We start from the raw sequence: 22,899 nt of genomic DNA, 5'->3' as shown, positions 1-22,899 counted from the left end.
CAAATTCCGGGAAACGATTCCGTAGCGTGAACGCTACGCCACCGATCACTGCCCGAACCGTACGGACCGGACATTATGCCGTGATAAAGCCGCATTTAAAGCGGCCATAAAACGGCAGGTCGGAGCGCCCGCCCGGGCGGCTCAGGCGGGCTGTGTCGCAGCGGCGATCCGCTCGGCGCGCAGCGCCTCGAACCACTGGTCGTCCACCGGCGGCAGCGCGTTCACGTCCAGCGCCAGCTTGATCAGCAGGTCGGCGATCTGCGGGTTGCGGGCCATGACCGGGCCGTGCATGTAGGTGCCGAACACGGTGTCGTTGAAGGCGCCCTCGGTGCCGTCGCCGGTGCCGTTGCCCTTGCCGATCCGCAGCCGGGCGAACGGCCGCGCGGTCGGGCCCAGGTGGGTGACGCCCTGGTGGTTCTCGAAGCCGGTGAGCGGCGGCAGGTTCAGCCGCGGGTCGATGTCGGCCAGCACGTCGCCCACGCACCGCTCGCCCTCGCCGCGCACGCTCACCACGTCCAGCAGGCCCAGGCCCGCCTCGGGGCGGCCGAGGTCGTTGACGAACTCGTGGCCCAGGATCTGATAGCCGGCGCAGACCGAGAACACGATGGCGCCGTTGGCCACCGCCCGGCTCAGCCCCCCGTCACGGCGCAGCCGCTCGGCGGCCAGCCGCTGCGGGCGGTCCTCGCCGCCGCCGATCAGGTAGATGTCCCCGGAGGTGGGGATCCGCTGGTCGGAGCGGACGTCCACCCGGCTGACCGGCACCCGCCGCTGCATGGCCCGGCGCTCGACCACCAGCGCGTTGCCCTGGTCGCCGTAGGTGCTCAGCAGGTCGGGGTAGACCCACACCACGCGCAGGCTGGACTCACTCATCGTTGCTCCTCGGCTCGCTCGCGGGCGGGTCAATTGCCGACCTTGCGGCGCAGGTCCTGGAAGGCGGTGTAGTTGGCGATGGCCTCGATCCGGCCGGGCGGCGCGGTGCGCACCGCCTCCTCCAGGCCCTGGCAGACCCGGAACTCCAGCCCGGCCACCTCCAGCCGGACCGCCAGGTCCAGCTTGCGGTCGCCCAGCACCATGATCGGGTGCCCGGCCAGCCGGGTGTAGTCCACGTCCCACAGCCAGGAGGTGTCGGTGCCGTCCGCCCCGCGGGCGTTGACCGACAGGATCACCGGGGTGGGCGGCCCGTCGATGAGGGAGAACGTCTCCAGCCAGCCGGCCGGGTTCTTCGCCAGCAGCAGCCGCAGTTCGCGCTGCTGCCAGGTGACCACGTCGTAGCGCCCGGCAACCGCCTGCACCTTGTACATCCGCTCCAGCGCGACCTTGGGGTCCACCCCGAAGGCGGCCGCGGCGGCGGTGGACACGGCGGCGTTGGACTTGTTGGCCCGGCCGGGCAGCTGGAGGTGGATCGGCCAGGCGACCCCGTACGGGTCCACGACGTGGTCGCCGCTGAGCGCCCAGGTCGGGGTGGGCCGGCGGAAGCCGCACTCGCCGCAGTACCAGTCGTCGTCGGGCCGCTGCAGCACCCCGCCGCAGGACGGGCAGGACCAGGCGTCGTCCTTCCAGGACTGGCCGGCCGCCACCCACACCACGGTCGGGCTGGAGGACGCGGCCCAGACGATCAGCGGGTCGTCGGCGTTGGCGATGATGATCGCCTCGGAGCCGGCCAGGCCCTCGCGCCACTTCTCGGCGAGCATCCGGGTCTCGGCGGCCCGGTCGAGCTGGTCGCGCGAGAGGTTGAGCAGGGCGATCGCCTTGGGCGTCACGTCGCGGGCGACCCCGGCGAGGTACTTCTCGTCCACCTCGATCACGCCGTAGCGGGCGTCCGAGCCGCCGGCCAGCGCGGAGGTGATGCCGGCCGGCATGTTCGCGCCGAGCGCGTTGGAGACCACGGGACCGTTGGCGCGCAGCGCCTCGGCCAGCAGCCGGGTGGTGGTGGTCTTGCCGTTGGTGGCGGAGACCAGCACCACGTCCAGGTGGCGGGCGAGCCGGGCCAGCAGCTCGGGGTCGAATCTGAGCGCGACCTTGCCGCCGATCACCGATCCGCTGCCCTTGCCCGCGACGCGGGACACCGCCGCCGCGGCCTTGCCCGCCGTCACGGCCAGCTTGGCGCGCGGCGACAGCGGCTCAGAATTGCCTGCCATCGTTCTCCGTTCCTCCTCGACTCGGCCCGGGGCCCTGCCCCGGCCGCGGCCGGTGTTCCTGTGCCGCCCGCACCCGCCCCCGCGGCACACGACCCGGCCGGGCTCAGCCTATCCATTTCCGGCTGCGGGCCCCTACTTCGGCCGGGTGCGACCTGCGGCGCAGGGGGCGCGCGGCGGGCCGTACGCTGTGCCGCATGCGACACGGCGGCCTCTCCATCCCCGGCAGCACCGGCACCGTCCACCGGCTGCGGCTGCTCGGCGACCCGGTGCTGCACGCGCCCTGCCCGGAGGCCACCGAATTCGGCGAACCGCTGGCCCGGCTGGTGGAGGACATGTTCGCCTCCATGTACGCGGCGTCCGGGGTGGGCCTGGCCGCCAATCAAATCGGCCTGCCCCTGCGGGTGTTCGTCTACGACTGCCCCGACGACGAGGACCGCCGCCACCTCGGCCACGTGGTCAACCCGCGCCTGGTGCACACCGGCGGGGTCACCGTCACCGGCGCCGAGGGCTGCCTGTCCCTGCCGGGCGTGGAGTCCGGCACCCGGCGCCACGACGAGGCCGTGGTCGAGGGGTTCGACGTGGACGGCCGCCCGCTGACCGTGACCGGCACCGGTTTCTTCGCCCGCTGCCTCCAGCACGAGTACGACCATCTGGAGGGCACGGTGTTCACCGACCGGCTGCGCGGACCGCGCCGCAGCCGGGCCCTGTGGTCGGCCCGCCGCGCGGTCGCGGCCCACGAACGGGACCGGTGAGCCCGAGGCCGGCGCTCGGTGCCGACGCCCCGGCCCCCGCGGCCGTCACAGACCTTGAGTGCCCGCCCGGTCCTCGACCGCCGCCAGGCTGCCCCACAGCAGGTCGGCGAGGTTGCGTACGAGCTGGTCGCGGGAGCTGGGCCGCTCGGCGAGCCACCAGTCGCCGGCCGCCCACATCATGCCGACGATGCCGTGGCCCCAGGCCCGGGCGGTCTGCCGGCCGTCCGCGCCGAGTTCGAGCCGTTCGGCGATCACCTCGGCCATGTCCTCGCCCATCCGGCGCAGCACCGGGATCGAGTGGCCGCCGGCGTCGAACCCCTTCTCGCCCTCGGTGGGCGACTCGGAGGGGTGCATCAGGAACCGGTAGACCTGCGGGTGCGCCTCGATGGCGTGCAGGTAGGCGTGGATGGTCGCCTCGACCCGGTCGCGGCGGTCGCCGGGGGAGTCCACGGCGGCGCGCAGGGTGGCCAGCAGCGCGTCGGTGTGCCGCTTGGCGAGGGCCCGGTACAGCCCGCTCTTGTCGCCGAAGTGCCGGTACAGGATCGGCTTGGTGATACCCGCCTCCGCGGCGATGGCGTTCATCGACGCCTCGGGCCCGTCGCGCAGCACCACTCGGTCGGCGGCCTCCAGCAGTTCCTGGCGCCGTCGCTCGGTGGCCGTCCGCCGGTCCTGCCGCTGGCCGGTCTCCACCCTCGCCTCCCCGGTGTTCGATTGCAGGTGGTCTGCGCAAAGTAACACTCTCCGCTGAGGTGGATGTGCGCCGAGGTCCGAGTTGACATTCCTACTGGTGGGTAACAGACTGCTGACATCGCCGTCGTTACCGTAGGTAACCGCACAGGGGAGAGAACCATGGGCGACTTCACGCTCGAACTCAACGACGACCAGAAGTCCGTGCGCGACTGGATCCACGGATTCGCCGCCGACGTGATGCGCCCGGCCGCCGCCGAGTGGGACGAGCGGGAGGAGACCCCCTGGCCCATCATCCAGGAAGCGGCCAAGATCGGCCTGTACTCCCTGGACTTCTACGCCCAGCAGTTCTTCGACCCCACCGGCCTCGGCATACCGATGACGATGGAGGAGCTGTTCTGGGGCGACGCGGGGATCGCGCTGTCCATCGTCGGCACCGGCCTGGCCGCGGTCGGCGTGCTGGCCAACGGCACCGAGGAGCAGATCGGCACCTGGGTCCCGCAGATGTACGGCGACGCCGACGACGTCAAGGTCGCCGCCTTCTGCTCCTCGGAGCCCGACGCCGGCTCCGACGTGGCCGCCATGCGCACCCGCGCGGTGTACGACGAGGCCAAGGACGAGTGGGTGATCAACGGCACCAAGACCTGGGCCACCAACGGCGGCATCGCAGGCGTGCACGTGGTCGTCGCGGTGGTCGACCCCGACCTCGGCTCCCGCGGCCACGCCTCCTTCATCGTGCCGCCGGGCACGCCGGGCCTGTCCCAGGGCCAGAAGTTCAAGAAGCACGGCATCCGCGCCTCGCACACCGCCGAGGTCGTACTGGACAACGTACGGGTGCCCGGCCACTGCCTGCTCGGCGGCAAGGACAAGCTCGACGAGCGACTGGCCCGGGCCAGGGAGCGGGTCGCGGCGGCGGCCGCCGGCCAGGCGGACAGCGCGGAGCGGATCAAGAACGCGGCCATGGCCACCTTCGAGGCGTCCCGCCCGGCGGTCGGTGCCATGGCGGTCGGCACCGCGCGCGCCGCCTACGAGTACGCCCTCGAATACGCCGTCGACCGGCGGCAGTTCGGCCGCCCGATCATCGACAACCAGGGTGTGGCCTTCCAGCTCGCCGACATGCGCACGCAGATCGACGCGGCCCGGTTGCTGGTGTGGCGCGCCTCGTGGATGGCGACGGCGGGCCGGCCGTTCACCGCCGCCGAGGGCTCGATGTCCAAGCTGTTCGCCAGTGAGACCGCCAAGAAGGTGACCGCCCAGGCCATCCAGATCCTCGGCGGCAACGGCTACACCCGGGAGTACCCGGTCGAGCGGATGCACCGGGACAGCGCCATCTACACGATCTTCGAGGGCACCAGCGAGATCCAGCGCCTGGTCATCGCCCGCGCGCTGTCGGGCCTGCCGATCCGCTGAGCCGCGCGCCGGCGGCACGCCGCCGGGACGCCGCCGCCGGAACGACCACGGGCGGCCCGTCCCGGCACGGCGCCCGGTCGTACCCCCGGCGGAGCCGAGGGCCGGGCCGAGGCTCAGTCGCGGTAGCCGCGCAGCACGAACCAGGCGATCAGCACGACGCCGACCACCGAGGCCACGATGAGCGTACGCATCACCAGGCCGGGACCGGCCGAATCGTTGATCGCGAGGGTCAGCGCGTGGTGCACGTGAGTTTGCATGGGGAGCTCCTTCTGATCCGCCTCAGCCTAGCCCCGCTCGCACACCGCCCCGTTCCCCGGGTCACCCCGGCCCCGCGCCCCGGCGCCGTCGCGGTCAGCGGGCGGTCCCGCGGGCCCCGCCCGCCGGGTGCCGGCGCCCGAGCGAGCGGGGGCGCAGCGCCTCCGCCAGCTCGTCCAGCGTCTCCACCAGCAGGTCCGCGCCGCGCCGCAGCACCTGCGGCTCCGCCTCGTCCGCCGGGTCCGCGGGCAACTGCGCCTCCCACTTCTCCAGAGCCGCCCGCACCTGCTCCCACTGCGGCGCCCGCCGTTCCCGGATGTCCCGCGCCGCGGCCCTGGTCGCCTTCCGCAGCGCCGCGGCCAGCTCGCCGGCCGCCGGGACCGGGGGCGCGTCCCGGGGCGGCAGGTGGGCCTCCACCAGCAGCCCGACCCGGCCCAGCGCCGAGACCGCGGCGTCGGCGTCCCGTACGGCCGTACGCGACAGGCCGCGGTGCCGTACCGGTTCGGCGTCGGCGCGGGTGACCGCCTGGTCCCAGGCCGCGCCGGCCGCCCGCAGTTCCAGCAGCGACTGCCGCACTGCCCGCGGTCTGCGGTGGGGCGGGTCGGCGTACGCCTCGAACACCGCGGCCAGATACCCGCCGGCGGCCTCCGTCCACTCGGCCAGCCGTTCGCGCAGCAGCGTCGTCTCCCAGGCCGGGAACACCGCGTACGCGGCCATCGCCAGCGCGCCGCCCAGCAGGGTCAGCAGCAGCCGGTCGCGCACCGTCTGCTCCAGCTGGGTGCCGGCCATGCTCAGCAGGAAGACCACGTACGCGCCCACGCACACCTGCATCACCACGTAGCCGGTGGTCAGCAGCAGGTACAGCAGCCAGACGCTGAGTACGGCCAGGGCGGCGCTCGCGTACGTGCCGGGGTGGCCGAGACTGACGACCGCGCTGCCCAGCGTCACCCCGACCACCGTGCCGGCCAGCCGGGCCACCCCGCGCTCGAAGGTCTGGGTGAAGTCCGGGCGCATCACCATCACCGAGGTCAGCGGCGCCCAGTAGCCGTGGCCGAGCGGCAGCGCCGTGCCCAGCAGGTAACCCGCGGCGCACACCACCGACAGCCGCAGCGCGTGCCGGAACACCGGCGCGTCCCACTCGGCCTGGCGGCGTACCGAACGCAGCGCCAGGGGCAGCAGTTCGCGCACCGCGGGCCGCAGCAGGTGCGCGGTGCTGTCGGTGTCGGCGGGTCCGGAACCGTTGGCCCGGTCCACGGCGGCGCCGAGCAGGGCGATCAGCCGGGTGGCGGACTTGCGGGCGGTGCCGGTGAGTTCGGGGTACAGCCCGGGCGCGTACAGCACCTCGCGCGCCGACGCGGGCACCCGTACCGCCGTGCCGTGCCGGATCGCGCGGGCCACCGCGTCCAGGACGTCGGCCGCCACCGCCAGCAGTTCGCGGGCCCGGTCGCGCTCGGGGCCCTCGGCGGCGGCGCCCACCCTGGGGTCGGCCAGCGAGGCCAGCACCGGCCGGATCCGCTCGGCCAGGCCGCGGTTGCCGTGCAGTTCACCCGGCCGCCGCCGCGCCTGCCAGGGGCTGACCACGGCCGCGCCGCGGGCCGCCATCAGCGGCGCCGGGTCGAACTCGGCCAGCGGGTCCTGCCGCAGCCGGCGGGCGAAGCCGGCCTCGGCGGCGAAGGCGTCGGCCAGCGCGTCCCGCTGCCGCCCCCAGCGCCGTACCGGGAACAGCCAGATCAGCGCGGCCTGCACCACGGCGCCGACCGCGATCAGCGCCGCGTGGTGCAGCGCGCCGAGCACGGTCGTCGGCAGCGTCACCACGACCAGCATCACGGCCACCGTGAGCGCGGCCACCGTGCCCATGGTCGGGCCCAGCGCCCACGCCAGGCCCGCGCCGAACGCCCACACCGCCAGCAGGATCATGAACGGCACCAGGTGCGAGGCGGCCAGGTACCCCAGGAAGGTGCTCACCGCCAGCGCGGCGCCCGTCCACAGCGCCAGCGCGGGGCGCGGCCGCCAACTGCGCTGGAAGGTGGCCACCCCGGCGGCGAACGCGCCGAACGCGGAGGAGGCCGCGACCGCCGGCGACCACAGCCACAGCGACAGCCCGACCACCACCGCCACGCCGCCCGCGGCCCGCAGCGCCGCCAGCGGCTCCGGCCGGCCGCGCTGCACCCGCAGCCCGGACCGGGCCGTCTGCCGCAGCGAGCGCAACCAGGTCATGGTCCACACAATAGGGTCCGCCCAGGCACCTGCCGCAGGTCGCCGCCCACATCCCGGGCGGGGAACCGTCCCGCCCGCGGGTCCGCCCGTGCCCGGGCCCGTCACCCCGGGTGTGACCTACGTCCGGTCCCTCACATCCGCGGCGGTAGGTCTGGTTCAATGGGGGACATGGCCAGCACTACTGACACCGGGACAGGTCGTAACGACCTCGAGCCCTTCTGGCCGTCCCGGCAGGAGTACCACTTCGACCGCCGGTGTTGTCGCGCGATCCCCGCGCGGACCCGCGTCTGCTGCTGAGCCCCACGCACCCGGCCGCGGCCCCGGCCTTCCGGCCGGCCGCCGCCCCCCGCGTCGCCAGCGACCGGTCCCGCGCACCACGGCGTCCCACGACCCTTCGCGCGAAAGAGCCGAAACCATGTCGAACGTCCCGCACGTCCAGTCCCTGACCACGACTGCGCCGGGTCCCGCGCCCGCCGCGGCAGCCCCCGCCGGCCGGCAGCGGCTGCGGGCCGTCCGGCCCGACGAGGCCCCGCCCGCCCCCGACTTCCTGCCGCCCGGCGCCACGTGGATGCCCGCCCCCGGCCACGTCCTGCCCACTGTCGCGGGCGGCGCCCCGATGGTCGGCTACCTGGTGCTGGTGCCGGCCGAGCACGCGCCGAACGCCGCGCCCCCGCCCGCCGAGCCGCCGCAGGCCCTGCCCGCGGTCCGGATCGACCAGGAGCGGCGCACCGCCGCGGTGGACGGCCGGGCGCTGGACCTGACCTACCTGGAGTTCGAACTGCTGGCCCACCTCGTCGCCCACCCGCACCGGGTGCACTCCCGCGACCAGCTCGTCACCACGGTCTGGGGGTACGGCCATGTGGGCGACGGCCGAACGGTGGACGTGCACATCGCCCGGTTGCGCCGCAAGCTGGGGGCCGAGCACCGCGGCAGCATCGTGACGGTGCGCCGCGTCGGCTACAAGTACGCGCCCCAGGCCCGCTGAACCACGGCCAACCGAACCACGGCCAACCGAATCACGGCCCGCAGAGCCACGGCCCGCGGACCGACGGGCGGTGCGTCCGTCACGGCACGACCGTGACGGGCCACCGCCCGGTCTTCACCAGGCGCACCGCCACCGAGCCGATCAGCCGGTGCCCGGCGCGCTCGGAGGCGCCCACCACCACGGCGTCCGCGGTGAGCTGGTCGGCGGCCATCGCCAGGCCGTTGTACGGGTCGCCGCGGAAGGTGTGGAACTCCCAGCGCACGTGGAAGGCGCCCTGGAGCCGCTCCACGGCCTCCCATATCTCCGCCAGCAACTGCTGGGCCATCCCGGTCTCGGCGTCCGACACCGGCACGCCCATGGCGGCTCCGCCCGGCAGATAGGGCTGGACGTACACCAGGGCGAGCAGGGCATGCTGCCGGCGCGCGAGACCCGCCGCGTAGGCGGCCGCCCGCCAGGAGGATTCCGAGCCGTCCAGTCCGGCGACGATCACCTTGGGCCCGTCCGTACCGCGTTCGAACGTGGTGGGCACCTGCTGCTCTTCCACAAGGTCAGGCTATCGGCCCATGGCCTGAGCTCTCACCCCCGGACACGGAGCGTTCTCACCCGAACGGACCTATTGCCACGACATGCGCACTTTTGCGGGGCACGCTTTCGGAGAGGAGTGAAACAGGCGGCCGATGCCCCGCCCGGCGCACGCACCGTGAGGTCCGCGGCCCGTGGGCACGGCCGGCCGCCCCACGCCGCTACCGGGGAGGTTTTTGATGCCGAGCGTGTCCGCGAACGTGTTCGTGCCGAGGACGACCGCGGAGGTCTTCGACTTCCTCGCCGACGCCCGCAATCTGGCCCTGTGGAGCTCGGGCGTCGCCTCCGTCGATCCCGCGTACGTGGCTCCCGGCGCCGACGCCCGGTATCGCTACCGATTTCCCGGCCGGCATCGCACCCACCAGCTGGTGTGCTCCGACTTCCAGCCCTGCCGGCGGATAGCCTTCCGGGGCCAGCGGATGTGGGGCCCGCTGGGCAGCCAGGTGCCGGTGTACGGCTTCGATCTCTTCCCGCACGCCGACGGCACTCTGGTGCGGCTGTCGGTCAACAGCCGGCTCACCGCCGCCCTGGCGCTGCTGGCGCCCGTTGTGGCGATGGCCTGGCGGCGCGACCTGCCGACCGACGGCAGCAAGTTCTGCGAGCTGCTGGGCGGCGTGCTGCCCGCCGCGACCGCGACCGTGACCGCGGTCCAGCCGGCCGCCTTGGCGCCCGCTCCTGCCGCGCTGGCCCCCGCCGCGGCCACGCCGTCCCCGTCGCCGGTGCAGAGCGCCGCTGCCGCCCCGGGGGGCGCTCCCGTGCCGTCAGGGGTACCGAACGGTTTCGACTACGCTCATTGAGTGTTAAACTATACTCGCGAGTAGGCGCGAGTCACGCGCCCTCGAGGCCTTGCGTGCGGCGATGCCGCGCCGGCCTGCCCGCCGACTGACCGCCCCGGCCAGGTTCCCCCGTCCCGGCCGGGGCTTCCACTTGTGTGCGTTGTGTGTACGTCATGTGCGCGGAATTCCCGCATGTCCGCTCGCGGTTCCCTGAGTGACCGTGGCCGACCGTAAATGAGCGTTTCCAGCCGGTGGCCGGAAGGGTTGCGTGTGCCCTGCCGGTCGTGCCCCTTCCGGTCTCACCTGCGTGTCCGGACATCACCTGGATATTCCGCCGAATTGCCGCTATGAGGGCGGGAATTCGGTCGCAGTCGAACACCGGCATTTGTCGGGGGCGACCATTTCCGGCCCGCCCGGCCGGCGCCCCGCGGGGGCTGCCGGTGCGGTCGCGACGGGGTCCCGGCAGGCTGAGCGCTGCGCCACCGCGCAGTAGCGGTCCGAAGTGGATGTGATCTGCGCCACTCGGCAAAACGCCATCAAGCCGACATCTACTCGCATAGCTTGGCGTGCGTATTCACGTCAACTTTGCAAAATATTGGTCAAGCGAAGGCCGGGCAAGACTGCCCCTCGAGCCTGCCCGGGCAACAACCGGTACTGGTCAGGGTTCAGCCGGGTGACCGGCAGCCGCCGCGGCGGCCGGAAAACCACTTGCCGGGCGGTACTCGTCCGCCCTTGATCCCCCGTGCCATGATGCGGCGCGGTCGAGCGGCCGCGGGCGCGGTCCGGCGCCCGAGCCGCGGCGACCAGGGGCGTGAACCTTGCCTTTCACCTGATGGGGCGCTGTGGGGGACGGGGACCCTCGCTGTTTCGCCCATGACGCACTACTGACAAATGACCGGGGAGTGCAGACAGACATGCGAGCGAATATCTAGGGGGGCATGAAACCGTGTCAGATGATTCGGGCCAGATTTTTCACAGGTTCAGACCTTTGTCCGGCAATCCCGCCGGGCCGTCCCGGCCACCCCGCTCCGACGGGGAGGTGCCGGCATGAGAAGCGACTTACTGCTTGCCCTGAGAACCCAGCGCGGCTGGACCCAGGAAGAACTCTCCGTGCGTTCCGGAATCAGCGTGCGCACGATACGCAATCTGGAGCGGGGGCGAATACAGAGCCCCCGGCGCAGCTCCCTCGACCTGCTGTTCTCGGTACTCGATCCGGAACTGCGGGGCAGGGGCGAGGAGACCGCGGCCATCCCGCAGCGGGGTTCCGTTACCGTCCCGGTCGCGGTGCCCGTCGTGGCGGTGGCGGCCGGCGGCACGGCGGGCCCACAGGCCCGCTGGCGCGGCCCACGGCCGCCGCGCACGACGCTCGTCGGCCGGGACGGCGACCTGGACCGGCTGTGTGACCTGGTGACCGGCAACCCCGTCACCGTCATCACCGGCCCGGGCGGAGTCGGCAAGACCCGGCTCGCCCTGGCCGTCGCCGAACGCGCCGCGGCCGGCCTGCGCGGCTTCGTGGCCGTGGTCCAACTCGGCCGGATCGTACCCGGACAGCCCACCGGCGACGGTCCCACCGCACTGGCGGCCGCCCGCCAGGCGGTGACCGAGGTCCTGGGCGACGAACAGCAGCCGCAGGGCGCCGCTCCGGCCCTGCTGGTGCTGGACACCACCGAGCACCTTCCGCAGGCCACCGCCCTGCTGGTGGAACACCTGCGCGGCGCCTGGCCGGACCTGCGGATGATCCTGACCACCCGGCGCCCCCCGGTCCTGCCCGAGGCGAGGATCTGGGAAGCCGCACCCCTGCCGCTGGACAGCGCCGTCCAGTTGCTGCACCGCCGGCTGGCCAGCAGCGCGCTGGACCACGACCTGACCGGGTCGCCGGACGTGATACGGGCCCTGTGCCAGGAACTGGACGGGATGCCCCGGCTGATCGAATTCGCGGCCCACCGGCTGCGCAGCGTACCGGCCACCACCCTGCTGTCCCCCGAGCACCTGCTGGAGCTCCTGGGCATCCCGGACTTCTCCGTGCAGCCGCATCAGCGCTCGCTGCGCGGCAGCCTGGAATGGAGCTGGGCCATGCTCACCCAGCGACAGCGGCAGTTCATGACCCGGCTCGCCGCCGCGCCGGACCCCGTCGCCAGCGACGGACCCGAACTGGCCGCCTGGGAACCGGAGTTCACCCGGACCGAGACCGTCTGCCTGCTCGCCGAGCTGGCCGACGCCTCCTTCCTCCAGGTGCGCCGCGGCCCGCGCTACGAGTACCGCATGCTCCGCCACGTGCGTGCCTTCGTACGGCACCACGTCCGCTCGGCCCCCGGGGCGCAGGCCCCCGCACGGCGGATGACCGCCAAGGCCTGAGCGCCGCTCCCACCCGGGCCGACACCGACGACGGCACCGGGACAGCGCCACGGTGCCTGCCGGACGAGGCCGTCCGGCAGGCACCGCACGCCTCAGCGCCGCTCGCCGGCCTCGCTCTCCGGGCGCATCCCGGAGAGCTTGTCGGGGTTGGTGACCACGTAGACGTCGGTGACCGTGTCGGCGTCCGGATCGAGGTCGATCACCATCACCGCGTACGGCGAGTCGCCGGAGAAGACCACGGCCGACGGGTCGCCGTTGACCTGCCGGTACTGGATGTCGAGCGTCCCCGGCAGGCGCTTGGCGGCGTAACCGCTCAGCGTGCGGGCCACCTTGTCGCGGCCGCGCACCGGGCGCGGCGCGCTGCGGGCCTTGCCGCCGCCGTCCGTCCACAGCGTCACGTCCGGCGCCAGCAGGCTCATCAGCCCGGCCAGGTCGCCGCCGAGCGCCGCCGCGACGAACCGCTCGGTGACCTGCCGCCGCACCCGCGGATCGGCCCGGTACCGCGGCCGGCGGGCGCGTACGTGCTCACGGGCCCGGTGGGCGAGCTGCCGGACCGCGGCCGGCGTGCGGTCCAGGATGCCGGCGATCTCGGTGTGGCTGTAGCCGAACACCTCGAACAGCACGAACACCGCGCGCTCCAGCGGGGTCAGCGTCTCCAGCACCACCAGCAGCGCCATCGACACCGACTCCGCGCGCAGCGCCGGCTCCGCCGCGTCGGCGGCCTGCGCCGGGCCCGCGCCGTCCTCCCGCAGGCCGGGCCCGCCGGTGAGCAGCGGCTCCGGCAGCCACGGCCCGACGTACGTCTCCCGGCGCCGGCTGATGGCAGCCTGCCGCGCCAGTCCCTGGTTGACCGCGACGCGCACCAGGTACGCCCGCGGATTGCCGACGTCCTCACCGTCCGGCCGCGCCGCCCGCCGGTGCCACGCCAGCCAGGTCTCCTGGAGCACGTCCTCCGTGTCGGCCACGCTGCCGAGCATGTTGTAGACCACCGAGAACAGCAGTTCCCGGTGCGCCGTGAACACCTCGGTCGCCGCTTCGTCAGCGGCCGCCAGGCGCCGCTCCGGACCGCCGGACACCCCGGGCACCTCGGACACGTCGGACCTCCCGTACGTCACGCCCCGCGGGGCTTTCCCCCGGGAGGGGCACGACACGGCCCGGTGTGACATCCACCGCGCCGAAAGTGGCGCGGCTCACACGATCGTACGCGGCGGTACGGCCCGCACTCCCGACGACCGGCCGGGGTCAGTAGCGCAGCACCGCCGCGATGTGACCGGAGTTCTCCAGCATGCCGTCGGGCACGAAGTGCACCCGGGCGCCGGTGTCCAGGGCCTGCTCGGCGATCTCGTCGACGATGTCCTCGCGGGCGCCGCGCTCGTCCGAGCCGGCCGGCACCAGGTGCTCCCCGTCGTCGCGGACCGTGGCCCGGAAGTCGTCCTCGATGGCGACCAGCGCCGCGCGGCCCTCGGTGACCGACTGCCACACCTCGTCCACCCCGCCCGCGAAGGACTTGCGGCCCCGGGCCTCGTCCAGGTCGCCGAGCACCGCCGTGATCTGCTCCCGGTCCCGGGCCCGGGCCGCGTCGTTCAGCACCTTGCGCAGCGCCTCGCCCGGCCCCTCGGCCAGCCCGCCGTGGTTGATCCGGACCGCGGCCTCGGCGATCACCGGCCCCGCGTCGCCGAGCGCGGCCAGCGCCTCCACGTCACCGATGACGTACAGCGGCCGCGGATCGGACGCCTGGACGGCGGCGGTGGCCTCGGTGACCTCGCGCAGGAAGCGCCGGGTCTCCTCGTCGCTGAACGTGCTCGGCATGTCGCCGATGCGCTCCTGCCGCTCCGGGTCGAAGTCGAGTTCCGGGCGGTGCACCGGGAAACCGCCGCCGAACCGCTCCAGCGGTCGGCCCCGTCCGCCGCTCCACATCGTGGCCACGTCCGCGGACACCGCCAGCGCCCAGAACGGCTGGTTGGCGGCGTGCGCGGCGACCAGGTTGCGGGTCAGGAAGGTCTGCGCCAGCAGCACCCGCGGCGGCACCGAGCGGTCCAGCGACCACACGTGGTGCTCACCGGGCGCCGCGAAGATCGCCAGCCCGTCCTCGGCGTACGTCAGGTCCACCTCGCCGCCGGCCTGGTCGAGCTGCCCGATCACGTCGATCCGGTCGGTCCGGGAGACCTCCGGATCGTGGTGCACGGCGTTCTTGGCCTCCTCCAGGAGGTTGCGCAGCCGTACGGAGTCCTGCGCGTTGTCCGGCTCCCGCCGGTGGGTGGGGAGCAGCACCGACACGGCCGGGTACTTGCGCGGGCGCCGCAGCTCGGCGAGGGCGGCGGGGGTCAGCGGCTGGTGCATGGACGGCATGGCGGACCTTTCCGGCGACGGCGTGCGTGGGCCCTGTTTTCCCTTCGCAGGTCTCTTGTGTCCCTTCATGGATATATCAATACGCCCGCTTCCGCAGCCGCAGCCCGGCGCCGCGAGCACCGCCCGGACGCCCGCTGGCTCGGTTCAGCGAACTTCCCGCTTCCATGCCCGGAGACGCTTCCAAACAGGGACAACGGTGCTTTACCGTTTAACCGCCCAGTCGGCCGGCGCACCCGGCCCGACCCGCAGCCGCACCCCGAGGAGCAGCCCATGAAGGACGTCACGCCGGTCGCCGACGGCTGGAGGCTGCTGCTCCCGGACAGCCTGCCCGGCGGACCGCCGGACATCCTCGCGGGCAGCGCCGGGGAGAGCGTCCCCGCCGCAGTCCCGGGCTGCGTGCACACCGACCTGATGGCCGTCGGACTGCTCGCCGACCCCTTCCTGGACCGCAACGAGACCGACGCCGCCTGGGTCGGCCGCGCCGACTGGACGTACGAGACGCCCCTCCCGGCCGCCGCCGGCGACGGCCACGAGCGCACCGACCTGGTCTTCGACGGCCTCGACACGGTCGCCGAGATACGCCTGGGCGGCACCGTCCTCGGCACCACCCGCAACATGCACCGCGGACACCGCTTCGACCTCACCGGCCTGCCGCACACCGCGGGCGCCCCGCTCCAGGTGACCTTCACCTCCGCCTACACCGAGGCCGAGCGGGTGCGCGACCTGGTCGGCGAGCGGCCCAACGCCTACCCCGAGCCCTTCCAGTACATCCGCAAGATGGCCTGCTCCTTCGGCTGGGACTGGGGGCCGACCCTGGTCACCGCCGGGATCTGGCGGCCGGTGCGGATCGAGCGCTGGTCGGTGGCCCGGCTGTCCCAGGTCGTCCCGCTGGTCACCGTGGACGCCGACGGCGGCCACGTCGAGGCCCGGCTGGACCTGGAGCGCACCGCCTCCGATCGGCCGCTGACCGTACGCCTGCGGGTGGGGGAGACCGAGACGACCGCCGACATCCCGGCCGGCGCCGACCGCTACTCCGTCACCGCCCACGTGCCCGACCCGCTGCTGTGGTGGCCGCGCGGCCGGGGCGGACAGCCGCTGTACGACTGCGAGGTCACCCTGCTCGACGGCGACACGCCGCTGGACCGCTGGCAGCGCCGGATCGGCTTCCGCACGGTGGCCCTCGACACCGCCCCCGACGCGCACGGCACCCCCTTCACCCTGGTCGTCAACGGCGCCCCGCTGTTCGCCCGCGGCGTCAACTGGATCCCCGACGACGTGCTGCCCACCCGCGTCGACGCCGCCCGCTACCGCCGCCGCCTCGGTCAGGCCGCGGCCGCCGGGGTGAACCTGGTCCGGGTGTGGGGCGGCGGCCTCTACGAGAGCGACGACTTCTACGACGTGTGCGACGAACTCGGCCTGCTGGTCTGGCAGGACTTCCCGTTCGCCTGCGCCGCCTACCCCGAGGAACAGCCACTGCGCGGCGAGGTCGAGGCCGAGGCGCGGGAGAACGTCGCCCGGCTCGCCCCGCACCCGAGCCTGGCGCTGTGGAACGGCAACAACGAGAACCTGTGGGGCTTCCGCGACTGGGACTGGGCCGACACCCTGGCCGGCGAGTCCTGGGGGGAGGGCTACTACCTGGGCCTGCTGCCCCGGATCGTGGCCGAGACCGACCCGACCCGGCCGTACTGGGCCGGCAGCCCCTGGTCCGGCTCCTGGCGGCACCACCCCAACGACCCCGCGCACGGCACCGCCCACTCCTGGGACGTGTGGAACCGGCTGGACTACACCGCCTACCTGGACAGTGTCCCGCGGTTCGTCGCCGAATTCGGCTGGCAGGCCCCGCCCGCGTACGCCACCGTGCGCCGCGCCATCGCCGACGACCCGCTCACCCCCGACTCGCCCGGCATGCTCCACCACCAGAAGGCCGGCGACGGCAACGGCAAACTGGCCCGCGGCCTGGCCCACCACTTCCCGGTGCCCGCCGACTTCGACACCTGGCACTACCTCACCCAGGTCAACCAGGCCCGGGCCATCGCCACCGGCATCGAGCACTGGCGCTCCCACTGGCCGCTGTGCGCGGGCACGATCGTCTGGCAGCTCAACGACTGCTGGCCGGTGACCTCCTGGGCCGCCGTGGACGGCGACGAACGCGAGAAACCGCTCTACCACGAGATCGAGCGGCTGTACGCGGACCGGCTGCTGACCGTGCAGCGGCGGCCGGACGGCCCGGTCGCGGCCCTGGTCAACAACGGCTCACGGGACTGGACCGGCACCGCGGTGCTGCGCCTGGTGGGCCTGGACGGCGTCGTACGCGCCGAGGCCCGGCTGCCGTTCACCGCGGCCGCCGACGCCGTCGCCACCCTGCCCGTACCGCCGGGCCTGCGACCGGAAGACGGCACCGAACTGCTCACCGTGACCGCGGGCGACGAGCGGGCCTGGTGGTTCCCCGCCGCCGACAAGGACACGGCCTGGCCCGCGCCCGGCTACGAGGTGACGGTCACCGACCTCGGCGGCGGCACCGCCGAGGTCACCGTCACCGCCCGCACCCTGCTGCGCGACCTGCTGCTCCAGGCCGACCGGCTGGCCCCGGCCGCCCGCGCCGACCGCGGCCTGGTCACCCTGCTGCCCGGCGAGAGCGTCACCGTGACCGTCCGCGGCTGGGATACCCCCGACGCGGACGCGGCGGCGGCCGCGCTGTTCTGCGTCAACTCGGCGGTCACGTCGTCCCTCGGCTGACGACCGCGGGACCCGGCCCGGGTGGGGTAAGCTGCGAGTTCGCGCGCAATGTGCGCGCGAGCCGGCCACGACCGAGGAGGTGGGATCCATCACCGCACGTTCGCAGCGGGTGCTCCCGCCGTACGGTCCCGCGGTCTGATCCGACAGCGCCGCGCCCGGGCCGGGGAGCGCCCGAAGACGCTCCCCGAAAGGCGTTCTTCTTGTCGTCACCGTCCATGCCGCAGTCCGATACGCCCGACATCGCGACCACCGTCACCGCCGCGCTCCGGGCGGCCGGATGTGTCTTCGCCGAGGACGAGGCACAGCTCCTGATCTCCGCCGCCCGCACCCCGCGGGAACTCGACGCCATGGTGGCGCGCCGCGCCGCCGGATTCCCGCTGGAACACGTCGTCGGGTGGGCCGAGTTCTGCGGGCTGCGCGTCGCCGTGGACCCCGGGGTCTTCGTGCCGCGCCGCCGCACCGAATTCCTGGTCCGCACCGCCCTGGCCGCACCCGACCCGGCGCCCGGCACCCGGCCGGTCGTGCTCGACCTGTGCTGCGGCTCCGGCGCGGTCGGCGCCGCGCTCGCCGCCGCCCTCGGTGAGGTCGAACTGCACGCCGCCGACCTCGATCCGGCGGCCGTCGCCTGCGCCCGCCGGAACATCGCGCCGTACGGCGGCACCGCCCACGAGGGCGACCTGTTCGCCGCGGTGCCCGCGCGCCTGCGCGGCCGGGTCCGGGTCCTGGCCGCCAACGTCCCCTACGTGCCCACCGGTTCGATCGGCCTGCTGCCGGCCGAGGCCCGCGACCACGAGGCCCTGATCGCCCTCGACGGTGGACCCGACGGCCTGGACATGCTCCGCAAGGTGGCTGCCGAGGCGGCCGGCTGGCTCGCGCCCGGCGGGACCCTGCTGTTCGAGACCGGTGAACGGCAGGCGCGGGAGGCCGTGCGGATCGTACGGGCCGCCGGGCTCGCGCCGCGGGTCGCCGAGGACGACGAACTGGGCGCGACCGTGGTCACCGGCACCAGGCCGTAATCCCCGTAACGGGCCGGCGGGGCGGCTCACTCGGCCTGCTGCCGGGCCGGGCGCAGCCCCGCCGACCACTTCTCCTCGATGTTGCCGAACTTCCACACCGCCAGCGCGATCACCCAGGTGCCGAAGAAGAGCCCCACGATCACGTAGCCGACGACGTTGAGGTCGATGCCGCCGACCCAGTCCCAGAACGCCCCGTGCAGCCCGGCCTTCTGCGAGAGCAGGCCGAGCAACTCCACCGTGCCGATGATCAGGGCCACCGCGACCGACAGGCCGGTGATCGTCAGGTTGTAGTAGACCTTGCGGACCGGCTTGGAGAACGCCCACTCGTAGGCGAAGTTCATGAACGAGCCGTCGATGGTGTCCAGCAGGCACATGCCGGCCGCGAACAGCACCGGCAGGCACAGGATCGCGTACCAGGGCAGCCCGGAGGCCGCGCCGGAACCGGCCAGCACCAGCAGGGCGATCTCGGTGGCCGTGTCGAAGCCCAGGCCGAACAGCAGGCCCAGCGGGTACATCTGCCACGGCTTGGTGATGGACTTGGTGACCCGGCCGAGCAGCCGGTTCATGAAGCCGCGCTTGTCGAGGTGCTCCTCCAGCGCGGCCTCGTCGAAGTCGCCCTCCCGCATCCGCCGGAACACCTTCCAGATCCCGGCCAGGATCAGCAGGTTGATGAACGCGATCAGGTACAGGAAGGCGCCCGAGACGGTGGTGCCGATCCAGCCCGTGACGTCGTGCAGCTTGGAGTTGTCGTCGGCCACCGGGCCGGCCAGCGACTTCACGCCGATCGACAGCAGGAACGCCAGCACGAACACGATCGAGGAGTGGCCGAGGGAGAACCAGAAGCCCACCGACAGCGGGCGCTTGCCCTGGCCCATCAGCTTGCGGGTGGTGTTGTCGATCGCCGCGATGTGGTCGGCGTCGAAGGCGTGCCGCATGCCCAGCGTGTAGGCGGTCACCCCGATGCCCACCCCGAACACGCCGGTGCCGGTCTGATAGTGCCGCGGCGCCACCACGCCGACCAGGGTGAACCAGCCGATGACGTGCAACGCGACAATGAATGCCGCCATGGTGCCGAGCCGGATCCACTCCGCCCGGGTCATGGCCCCGGCAATCCGCCGTCGGCCGCGGCCGGCCGGAGCCGGGGCGGCGGTGGTGCTCGTCATGCGTACGTCCTCCGTCGGGCAGCGCGGACAACCTTGCCGCAGCATCCTACTAATTGCAACTGACTCGCAATAAGGCTGGGCGGTGCGTCTCTACCCCCGCCGACCTGCTCTCATGCACCGGCGATCACACCGGTCCCGCCGGTCGCCCCGTCCTCTGCCGGCACCGTGGGTGTGCCAGACTCAGCGCCCGTGAAGGAGATCCACGTCATCGGCATCGGGTCCGGCGACCCCGAGCAGCTCACCCTCCAGGCGGTCCGCGCGCTGGCCGCCACCGACGTGTTCTTCCTGCTCGACAAGGGCGAGGAGAAGGCGGACCTGATCCGGCTGCGCGAACTGCTGCTCGCCCGGCACGCCCGCCCCGGCCACCGGGTGGCCGTCGCCCGCGACCCGGACCGCGACCGCACCGCGCCCACCCGCGGGTACGCGCCCGCCGTCGACGACTGGCGCCGGCGCCGCGCCGACGTCTACGAGCGGCTGATCGGCGAGGAACTGGCCGACGGCGAACGCGGCGCCTTCCTGGTGTGGGGCGACCCCGCCCTGTACGACAGCACGCTCGGCATCCTCCAGGAGGTCCACGCCCGCGGCACCACGGACTTCACCTGGACCGTGATCCCCGGTATCAGCAGCGTCTCCGCCCTGGCCGCCCGGCACCGCACCGGCCTGAACCAGGTCGGCCGCCCGGTCCAGATCACCACCGGCCGCCGCCTCGCCGACACCGGCCTCCCCCCGGACGTGGACGACCTGGTCGTCATGCTCGACGCCCACCAGACCTTCGCCCGCTTCACCGACCACGACCTCCACATCTACTGGGGCGCCTACCTCGGCACCCCCGACGAGATCCTCATCTCCGGCCCCCTCACCGAAGTCGCCGACCGCATCCGCACCACCCGCGACCAGGCCCGCGCCCGCAAGGGCTGGATCATGGACACGTATCTGCTGCGCAGGCTCGGACCAGCAGGGGTGGAGGGCCCGCAGGGTGCGTCCGGCCCGGGTTCCGGCGCTGCGCGCCCGGGCGAGGCCGGTGATGTGAGCGGGGAGTCCGGGGACGGCTCGGCTTCGGCCGACGGCCCGGGCTGATGCGGCGGGTGCTGATTCTCGGTGGTACCGGGGAGGCCCGGGTGCTGGCCGGGATGGTGGCCGAAGGGGAGCCCGGGACGGAGGCGATCACCTCGCTGGCCGGGCGTACGGTCGCGCCCGTGCCGGCGGCCGGGCGGCATCGGACAGGGGGCTTCGGGGGAGTGGCGGCCCTGGTGGCGTATCTGCGCGAGGAACGGGTGGACGCCGTGGTGGACGCCACGCATCCGTTCGCCGAGCGGATCACCGCCCAGGCCGTGGTGGCCGCCGCCGATGCCGGGGTTCCGCTGCTGGTGCTGAGACGGCCCGGTTGGACGGCGGGGGACGGTGACCGCTGGCACTTGGTGGACGGGCTGGCCGAGGCGGCGGCGCTGCTTCCGGGGCTCGGCAGCCGCGCCTTTCTGACCACCGGCCGCGGCGGCCTCGCCGCATTTGCCGGCCTGGGCCTGTTCTTCCTCATCCGCAGCGTCGAGCCGCCGGACCCGCCGCTGCCGTCACGGCATCACCTGCTCCTGGACCGCGGTCCTTTCACCCTGGCGGGGGAGCGCGCGCTGCTGCGCGAGCACCGCATCGACGTCCTGGTCACCAAGGACAGCGGCGGCCCCGCCACCGCCCCCAAACTCGCCGCCGCCCGCGCGGCCGAGATTCCCGTCCTGATCGTGACCCGCCCCCCGCTCCCGCCGGGCGTCCCCACTGCGCCCGACCCGGTCGCCGCGCTCGCCTGGCTGCGCGCCCTGCCCGAGCGATGAGGGCCGGCGCCGGACCGGCCGGCGTGCGACCCGTTCGAGCAGGCAGGGCGGCCGCCAGTGCGCCGGCCGCCGCCCTGACCTCGCAAGCGCAAACCGACTTCGGTCAGGCGCCGGCGTACAGGTGCCCGAGCTGCCACGGCATTTCCGCCGGCCCGGGAAATCAGCGGCCTTCGGTCCGCGCGGAACAGGGTCGTACAGGGCTGTCGCGGGCCTGCCGCGGCACGTGACCGCGACCCGCGACCTGATGGGCCGACAGGCCGCCGACAGGCGGTCACCCGTCCGTCCGCGCCCTCGTCAAACCCGCTCTGACCTGGAGGTTTTGCGGAATCCGGCTAGGCTGGGGGCGCTACCGGACACAGGCGGAGGGTCAGATCGTGGGCGAGGACGCGAGCAGGTACGAAGCCGCCCATATCCAGGTTCTGGAGCCGCGGGAAGCGATCCGGAAGCGGCCGGGAATGTATGTCGGTTCGACCGGCGAGCGCGGCCTGTACCCGCTGGTGTTCGAGATCACCGACCTGGCCGTGAACGAGGTGCTGGCCGGCCGCGCCGGCCGTATCGGCATCACGCTCACCCCCGGAGGCGGGGTACGGGTCGCCGACGACGGTCCGGGCATCCCCGTCGAAGGTGCGGGACACACCGGCGGCCCCGGCCTGGAGACGCTGCTCACCAGCGTGCGGACCGGCCCGGGTCCGGGCGGCCGGCAGACCGTGGGCATGGGCCTGTTCGGGATCGGACCGTGCGTCACCAACGCCTTGTCGAGCCGCCTGACGGCCGAGATACGGCGCGAGGGTACCCGGTGGGTGCAGGAGTACGCGCGCGGCATCGCGGCAGGCCCGGCCACCGCGATGGGACCGGCGACCGGGAGCGGCACCACCATCACGTTCCGGCCCGACGCCGAGATCTTCGGCACGGCGCAGTTCTCCTTCGCCGTGCTGGCCGAGCGTTTCAGGGAACTGGCCTTCCTGAACCGGGCCCTGGACGTCTCGCTGACCGATGAGCGCACCCCGGACCGGCCTCACTCGCTGCGGTTCCACTTCCCCGGCGGCGTACGGGACTTCGTCGCCCACCTCGGCGCGCGGGCGGGGACTGCTGCCCATACCGGCGTCATCGCATTCGAGGCCGAGGACCCGCGGATGGCCGGGACGGTGGAAGCGGCCCTGCAATGGCGCGATCCCGGTCACGAGCAGGTGCTCGGCTTCGCCAACAGCCGGCCCACTGCCGAGGGCGGCACGCACTTGCTGGGTCTGCGTGACGGAGTGGCAGCCGCGCTCGGCGCATACGCCCGGCGGCGGCGCCTGCTGCCGGCCGGCGAGCCGGACCCGAGCGCCGACCGGATCGGACCGGGCCTGACGGCGGTGGTGTCGGTGAAGCTGGACCACCCCGAGTTCCTCGGCGCCACCCGCGGCCTGCTGGGCGGCGACGCCGTGCGCGCCTGCGTCACCGAGGCCGTCCGGGACCACCTCGGGGCGTGGCTGGAGGAGAACCCGCAGCAGGCCGGCGCCTTGGTGGAACGGGTGCGGGTGCGGTCGGACCGGTGACGGGTGCTTTCGGCACCCGAAACGGCGTCACGGGACGTGCCGACGGGGTGGGTTGACGAGGAGCGGAAGGGGTGCGATAGATGGGGGGCCCGTTGCATGGGAGCGCTCCCACTCATC

General features: G+C 73.6%; 19 protein-coding genes. 10 read left to right on the top strand and 9 right to left on the bottom strand.

The genetic code is table 11. The annotated features are described in order from the left end of the window. Positions 1–141: 141 nt before the first annotated feature. Both ITX44_RS34230 and ITX44_RS34225 read right to left on the bottom strand, forming a co-directional pair. Positions 142–870, bottom strand: coding sequence for a type 1 glutamine amidotransferase (locus ITX44_RS34230; RefSeq protein WP_205362731.1), 729 nt, complete (start codon positions 868–870; stop codon positions 142–144). 29 nt (positions 871–899) lie between these two features. Then, the gene (locus ITX44_RS34225) at positions 900–2,138 is read right to left on the bottom strand and encodes a MurT ligase domain-containing protein (protein WP_205362730.1); all 1,239 of its coding nucleotides are present in this window, start codon (positions 2,136–2,138) and stop codon (positions 900–902) included. Positions 2,139–2,332: 194 nt separating this feature from the next. On the opposite strand from ITX44_RS34225, the gene def reads away from it, so the two are divergent. Next, complete coding sequence (gene def, locus ITX44_RS34220; protein WP_205362729.1) at positions 2,333–2,890, top strand: peptide deformylase; 558 nt, start codon at positions 2,333–2,335, stop codon at positions 2,888–2,890. Between the two features lie 45 nt (positions 2,891–2,935). Here the strand turns inward: def and ITX44_RS34215 are convergent, their stop codons facing one another. After that, entirely contained in the window at positions 2,936–3,580 is a 645-nt protein-coding gene (locus ITX44_RS34215; protein ID WP_205362728.1) for a TetR/AcrR family transcriptional regulator, read from the bottom strand. A gap of 159 nt (positions 3,581–3,739) precedes the next feature. On the opposite strand from ITX44_RS34215, the gene ITX44_RS34210 reads away from it, so the two are divergent. Continuing rightward, entirely contained in the window at positions 3,740–4,987 is a 1,248-nt protein-coding gene (locus ITX44_RS34210; protein WP_205362727.1) for an acyl-CoA dehydrogenase family protein, read from the top strand. Positions 4,988–5,100: 113 nt separating this feature from the next. Here the strand turns inward: ITX44_RS34210 and ITX44_RS34205 are convergent, their stop codons facing one another. Together ITX44_RS34205 and ITX44_RS34200 are read right to left on the bottom strand one after the other, a co-directional pair. After that, a complete protein-coding gene (locus tag ITX44_RS34205) occupies positions 5,101–5,244 on the bottom strand; it encodes a hypothetical protein (protein WP_205362723.1) in 144 nt (47 codons plus the stop codon). A 94-nt stretch (positions 5,245–5,338) separates the two neighbouring features. Further along, the gene (locus ITX44_RS34200; RefSeq protein ID WP_205362722.1) at positions 5,339–7,459 is read right to left on the bottom strand and encodes an FUSC family protein; all 2,121 of its coding nucleotides are present in this window, start codon (positions 7,457–7,459) and stop codon (positions 5,339–5,341) included. 415 nt (positions 7,460–7,874) lie between these two features. On the opposite strand from ITX44_RS34200, the gene ITX44_RS34195 reads away from it, so the two are divergent. Then, entirely contained in the window at positions 7,875–8,444 is a 570-nt protein-coding gene (locus ITX44_RS34195) for a winged helix-turn-helix domain-containing protein (protein WP_205362721.1), read from the top strand. Positions 8,445–8,523: 79 nt separating this feature from the next. Here ITX44_RS34195 and ITX44_RS34190 read toward each other — a convergent pair whose 3' ends face one another. Next, a complete protein-coding gene (locus tag ITX44_RS34190; RefSeq protein WP_205362720.1) occupies positions 8,524–8,988 on the bottom strand; it encodes a universal stress protein in 465 nt (154 codons plus the stop codon). Positions 8,989–9,205: 217 nt separating this feature from the next. Between ITX44_RS34190 and ITX44_RS34185 the strand changes: the two genes are divergently transcribed. Together ITX44_RS34185 and ITX44_RS42430 are read left to right on the top strand one after the other, a co-directional pair. Next, on the top strand, positions 9,206–9,823 hold the full coding sequence (locus ITX44_RS34185) for an SRPBCC family protein (protein WP_205362719.1): 618 nt from the start codon (positions 9,206–9,208) through the stop codon (positions 9,821–9,823). 1,026 nt (positions 9,824–10,849) lie between these two features. Next, the gene (locus ITX44_RS42430; RefSeq protein ID WP_205362718.1) at positions 10,850–12,157 is read left to right on the top strand and encodes a helix-turn-helix domain-containing protein; all 1,308 of its coding nucleotides are present in this window, start codon (positions 10,850–10,852) and stop codon (positions 12,155–12,157) included. 92 nt (positions 12,158–12,249) lie between these two features. On the opposite strand, the gene sigJ is transcribed toward ITX44_RS42430, so the two are convergent. After that, positions 12,250–13,251 carry an RNA polymerase sigma factor SigJ gene (gene sigJ / locus ITX44_RS34175; RefSeq protein WP_372441072.1) on the bottom strand — a complete coding sequence of 334 codons (1,002 nt, stop codon included), beginning with the start codon at positions 13,249–13,251 and terminating at the stop codon, positions 12,250–12,252. A 148-nt stretch (positions 13,252–13,399) separates the two neighbouring features. Then, a complete protein-coding gene (locus tag ITX44_RS34170) occupies positions 13,400–14,497 on the bottom strand; it encodes a baeRF3 domain-containing protein (protein WP_205362898.1) in 1,098 nt (365 codons plus the stop codon). Between the two features lie 279 nt (positions 14,498–14,776). Between ITX44_RS34170 and ITX44_RS34165 the strand changes: the two genes are divergently transcribed. Further along, positions 14,777–17,242, top strand: coding sequence for a glycoside hydrolase family 2 protein (locus tag ITX44_RS34165; RefSeq protein ID WP_205362714.1), 2,466 nt, complete (start codon positions 14,777–14,779; stop codon positions 17,240–17,242). 215 nt (positions 17,243–17,457) lie between these two features. After that, positions 17,458–18,258 (top strand): putative protein N(5)-glutamine methyltransferase, encoded by an 801-nt coding sequence (locus ITX44_RS34160; protein ID WP_205362712.1) that lies wholly within the window; start codon positions 17,458–17,460, stop codon positions 18,256–18,258. A 26-nt stretch (positions 18,259–18,284) separates the two neighbouring features. Here ITX44_RS34160 and nicT read toward each other — a convergent pair whose 3' ends face one another. Continuing rightward, the gene (gene nicT / locus ITX44_RS34155) at positions 18,285–19,358 is read right to left on the bottom strand and encodes a Nickel transporter NicT (protein ID WP_205362897.1); all 1,074 of its coding nucleotides are present in this window, start codon (positions 19,356–19,358) and stop codon (positions 18,285–18,287) included. Positions 19,359–19,610: 252 nt separating this feature from the next. Here nicT and cobF point away from each other — a divergent pair, with 252 nt between their 5' ends. From cobF to ITX44_RS34140, 3 genes are all read left to right on the top strand, one after another. Next, the gene (gene cobF, locus ITX44_RS34150) at positions 19,611–20,498 is read left to right on the top strand and encodes a precorrin-6A synthase (deacetylating) (protein ID WP_205362710.1); all 888 of its coding nucleotides are present in this window, start codon (positions 19,611–19,613) and stop codon (positions 20,496–20,498) included. Beyond that, positions 20,498–21,244, top strand: coding sequence for a cobalt-precorrin-6A reductase (locus ITX44_RS34145; protein ID WP_205362708.1), 747 nt, complete (start codon positions 20,498–20,500; stop codon positions 21,242–21,244). The genes cobF and ITX44_RS34145 overlap by 1 nt, the downstream gene beginning before the upstream one ends. Before the next feature lie 455 nt (positions 21,245–21,699). Beyond that, positions 21,700–22,782: an ATP-binding protein gene (locus ITX44_RS34140; protein WP_205362706.1), complete on the top strand. Its 1,083-nt coding sequence runs from the start codon at positions 21,700–21,702 to the stop codon at positions 22,780–22,782. Positions 22,783–22,899: the final 117 nt, after the last annotated feature.

This window comes from Actinacidiphila acididurans (genome assembly GCF_016918855.1).
In the GTDB taxonomy this organism is placed as follows: Bacteria; Actinomycetota; Actinomycetes; order Streptomycetales; family Streptomycetaceae; genus Actinacidiphila; species Actinacidiphila acididurans.
This window is presented reverse-complemented; position numbering and strand designations above follow the sequence as displayed.

Bases quoted from the DNA above. Each gene is read 5' to 3' on its own strand.
- ITX44_RS34160 (WP_205362712.1), top strand. From the start codon at position 17,458: ATGCCGCAGTCCGATACGCCCGACATCGCGACCACCGTCACCGCCGCG.
- ITX44_RS42430 (WP_205362718.1), top strand. From the start codon at position 10,850: ATGAGAAGCGACTTACTGCTTGCCCTGAGAACCCAGCGCGGCTGGACC.
- ITX44_RS34185 (WP_205362719.1), top strand. From the start codon at position 9,206: ATGCCGAGCGTGTCCGCGAACGTGTTCGTGCCGAGGACGACCGCGGAG.
- ITX44_RS34230 (WP_205362731.1), bottom strand. From the start codon at position 870: ATGAGTGAGTCCAGCCTGCGCGTGGTGTGGGTCTACCCCGACCTGCTG.
- ITX44_RS34225 (WP_205362730.1), bottom strand. From the start codon at position 2,138: ATGGCAGGCAATTCTGAGCCGCTGTCGCCGCGCGCCAAGCTGGCCGTG.
- def (WP_205362729.1), top strand. From the start codon at position 2,333: ATGCGACACGGCGGCCTCTCCATCCCCGGCAGCACCGGCACCGTCCAC.
- ITX44_RS34200 (WP_205362722.1), bottom strand. From the start codon at position 7,459: ATGACCTGGTTGCGCTCGCTGCGGCAGACGGCCCGGTCCGGGCTGCGG.
- ITX44_RS34210 (WP_205362727.1), top strand. From the start codon at position 3,740: ATGGGCGACTTCACGCTCGAACTCAACGACGACCAGAAGTCCGTGCGC.
- ITX44_RS34165 (WP_205362714.1), top strand. From the start codon at position 14,777: ATGAAGGACGTCACGCCGGTCGCCGACGGCTGGAGGCTGCTGCTCCCG.
- ITX44_RS34145 (WP_205362708.1), top strand. From the start codon at position 20,498: ATGCGGCGGGTGCTGATTCTCGGTGGTACCGGGGAGGCCCGGGTGCTG.
- ITX44_RS34195 (WP_205362721.1), top strand. From the start codon at position 7,875: ATGTCGAACGTCCCGCACGTCCAGTCCCTGACCACGACTGCGCCGGGT.
- ITX44_RS34205 (WP_205362723.1), bottom strand. From the start codon at position 5,244: ATGCAAACTCACGTGCACCACGCGCTGACCCTCGCGATCAACGATTCG.
- ITX44_RS34140 (WP_205362706.1), top strand. From the start codon at position 21,700: ATGTATGTCGGTTCGACCGGCGAGCGCGGCCTGTACCCGCTGGTGTTC.
- ITX44_RS34170 (WP_205362898.1), bottom strand. From the start codon at position 14,497: ATGCACCAGCCGCTGACCCCCGCCGCCCTCGCCGAGCTGCGGCGCCCG.
- nicT (WP_205362897.1), bottom strand. From the start codon at position 19,358: ATGACCCGGGCGGAGTGGATCCGGCTCGGCACCATGGCGGCATTCATT.